At 69.2% G+C, this 2,773-nt stretch carries 3 protein-coding genes and 1 pseudogene; all 4 read right to left on the reverse strand.

Going from position 1 to position 2,773, the window contains the following annotated elements:
* A pseudogene (locus F3J14_RS35990) lies at positions 1–169 on the reverse strand (succinate-semialdehyde dehydrogenase (NADP(+))); the annotation flags it as partial.
* 109 nt (positions 170–278) lie between these two features.
* Positions 279–770 carry a winged helix-turn-helix transcriptional regulator gene (locus F3J14_RS34335; protein ID WP_006749694.1) on the reverse strand — a complete coding sequence of 164 codons (492 nt, stop codon included), beginning with the start codon at positions 768–770 and terminating at the stop codon, positions 279–281.
* Between the two features lie 86 nt (positions 771–856).
* The gene (locus F3J14_RS34340) at positions 857–2,257 is read right to left on the reverse strand and encodes an aspartate aminotransferase family protein (protein WP_166726683.1); all 1,401 of its coding nucleotides are present in this window, start codon (positions 2,255–2,257) and stop codon (positions 857–859) included.
* Positions 2,258–2,420: 163 nt separating this feature from the next.
* Positions 2,421–2,773 (reverse strand): NAD(P)-dependent oxidoreductase (locus F3J14_RS34345; RefSeq protein ID WP_282100800.1); only part of this gene is annotated, 353 nt, incomplete at its 5' end.

The raw sequence follows: 2,773 nt of genomic DNA on the forward strand, positions 1-2,773 counted from the left end.
TGGTCGCGGCGCGCGCGTCGGCGGCGTCGCTGTCGGGGGCGTGGGCAACGGTCTCGAGCGTGGCCGGATCGGTGACGTCGAAGCGACGGCCGTCGCGCGCGTCGCGCCACGCGCCGTCGATCAGGTTGGCGGTGCGAACGAGTTCGGGTCGGGAGAGCGTAAGCGGCATGACAGGTCCTTGGATGAAGCGATTCGGCGACGACGGCTGCGGCGCGGGCGCGCGACTATCCCACGCGGACAGCGAACTGCCAGCTCATGGGTGCCGCACGCTGCGGTAGTCAGTGACGTTCGCCGAACAGCGATTCGAGCGGGTAGTGCCGTTTGACGAACGGCGACTTGATGATCACGTAGCTGAAATACTTCTCGATGCCGATGTTCTGCTCGAGCAGCCCTTCGACGATCGTCTGGTAATGGCTCACGCTGCGCGTGATGAACTTCAGCAGATAGTCGTAGCCACCGCTCGCGAGATGGCACTCGACGATCTCGTCGACGTTGCGGATCGCCGCGACGAAGCGGTCGAAGTCCTCGCGGCGGTGGTCGGCCAGCGTGACCTCGGTAAACACGACCTGCACGTCGCCGAGCTTCTCGAGCTGGATGTGCGCGCCGTAGCCGCCGATGTAGCCCGCCTTCTCGAGCCGCTTCACGCGGATCAGGCAGGGACTGGGCGACAGCCCGACCGCATCGGCCAGTTCGACGTTGGTCATGCGGCCGCGCTTCTGCAACTGGGAGAGGATGCGCAGGTCGATGCGATCCAGCTTGCTGTCCGTCATGTTCACGTGAGAGCGGAAAAATGGAATGTCCGGTTACTTTAGAGTCGAACGATGGCCGCCACAAGCCCGGCTTTCCCTCGGCCGGCTCAGGCCGGCTGCGCGTGCGCGGCGTCCAGCGCGCGCTGCACCCCAGCGTCGGCCAGCACGTCGTCGAGCGTCTTGCGCACGCGCTCGAACAGCAGGTCGAACTCGCCCGCCGTGAAGCTCAGCGCGGGCGCGAAACCGAGCACGCCGTCGCCGAATGCGCGAAACACCACGCCGTTCGCGTAGGCGGCCGCCGCGATCCGGTCGGGCACGTTCAGCGCCGCGTCGAAGCGCGTCTTGCGCGCCTTGTCGGACACCAGTTCGAGCGCGCCGAGCAGGCCGACCGAGCGTGCGTCGCCGACGAGCGGATGCGCGCGCAGCGCATCGAGCCCCGACGCGAAGCGCGGCGCCATCGCCTGGCCGTTCGCGAGCAGCCCGCCTTCGTGATAGAGCTTCAGCACCTCGAGGCCGATCGCCGCGCTCACCGGGTGCGCGGAATACGTATGCCCATGACCGACCACGGCCGACTCCGCGCGGCTGCCCGCGAGGCCTTCGTAGATTTCGTCGGACATCAGCACCGCGCCCATCGGCGCATAGCCGGCGGTCAAGCCCTTCGCGACGGTCATCAGGTCCGGATCGACCTGCTCGGCCTCGCACGCGAACAGCGGGCCCGTGCGGCCGAAGCCGGTGATCACCTCGTCGGCGACGAACAGGATGCCGAGGCGCCGGCATGCGTCGCGCATCGCCTTCAGCCAGCCGGGCGGCGGCACGATCACGCCGCCGGAGCCCTGCACGGGTTCGCAGAAGAACGCGGCGACGTTGTCCGCGCCGAGCTCCGCGACCTTCGCTTCGAGCGCGGCGACCGACGCGGCGATCAGCGCCTGCGGATCGTCGCCGAGCGGGTGGCGATACGGGTAGGGCGACGGGATATGGTGCTGGTCCGCGCGCGGCAGGTCGAAATGGCGGTGGAACGCGGGCAGCGCGGTGAGCCCCGCGCCGATCGACGACGAACCGTGATAGCCGCGCTCGAGCGCGATCATCTGCTTCTTCGACGGGCGGCCGGTCGCGTTGAAATAGTGCGTGATGAAGCGCACCGCGGAATCGACCGCATCCGAGCCGCCGAGCGTGAAGTACACGCGGTTCAGCGACGGCGGCGCGAGCGCCGCGAGCCGTTCGGCGAGCTCGATCGCGGGCTGCGAGCCGAAATGGAAATAGCCGGTCGCGTAGGGCAGCTTCGTCATCTGCTCGGCGGCGGCCTTCACGATGCTGTCGCGGCCGTAGCCGACGTTCACGCACCACAGGCCCGAGAACGCATCGAGCAGCGTATGGCCGGCGGCGTCGCGCAGGAATACGCCGTCGGCGGATTCGAGCACGGTGACGCCGCGCGCCTCGTGCGTACGGTAGTTGACGACGGGATGGATCAGGTGGTGACGATCGGCTTCGATCAGCGCGGCTTGGTTCATGGGAAGGCGGGACTCTCGTCAGGTGTCAGCGGTGAGTTCATGCTAACGGGCGAGAAATCCGGATGCGTCTTCAATTTGCGGCCCGAAACGTATGCGCGCGGCGTTTGTGCGGGGCGCTTCGGCATTTTCTGCTGCGCGCCCGGCGGGCCGGGCGCGCGTCAGGTCAGTAGCCGCGCGCGCGATCGACGACGCCGATCATCGGCTGCCCCGCGCGATGGCGCGCGAGGTTCGCGAGCACGGCGTCGACCGCGGTGTCCGGCCGCGTCGCGCTCGCGATGTGCGGCGTGATGCGAATGCGCGGATGCGTCCAGAACGGGTGGCCGGCCGGCAGCGGTTCGGGCTCCGTCACGTCGAGGATCGCGCTGTCGAGGCGGCCGCTCGCGAGCGCCGCGAGCAGCGCGGCTTCATCGAGCTGCGGGCCGCGCCCGACCTGCACCAGCGACGCGCCGGCCGGCAGCGCATCGAACACGCGTGCGCCGAGCAGGCCGCGCGTGCTGTCGGTGAGCGGCAGCAGGC

It is taken from the genome of Burkholderia sp. Tr-862 (assembly GCF_011753085.1).
GTDB lineage: Bacteria > Pseudomonadota > Gammaproteobacteria > Burkholderiales > Burkholderiaceae > Burkholderia > Burkholderia ambifaria.

Bases quoted from the DNA above. Each gene is read 5' to 3' on its own strand.
- F3J14_RS34335 (WP_006749694.1), bottom strand. From the start codon at position 770: ATGACGGACAGCAAGCTGGATCGCATCGACCTGCGCATCCTCTCCCAG.
- F3J14_RS34340 (WP_166726683.1), bottom strand. From the start codon at position 2,257: ATGAACCAAGCCGCGCTGATCGAAGCCGATCGTCACCACCTGATCCAT.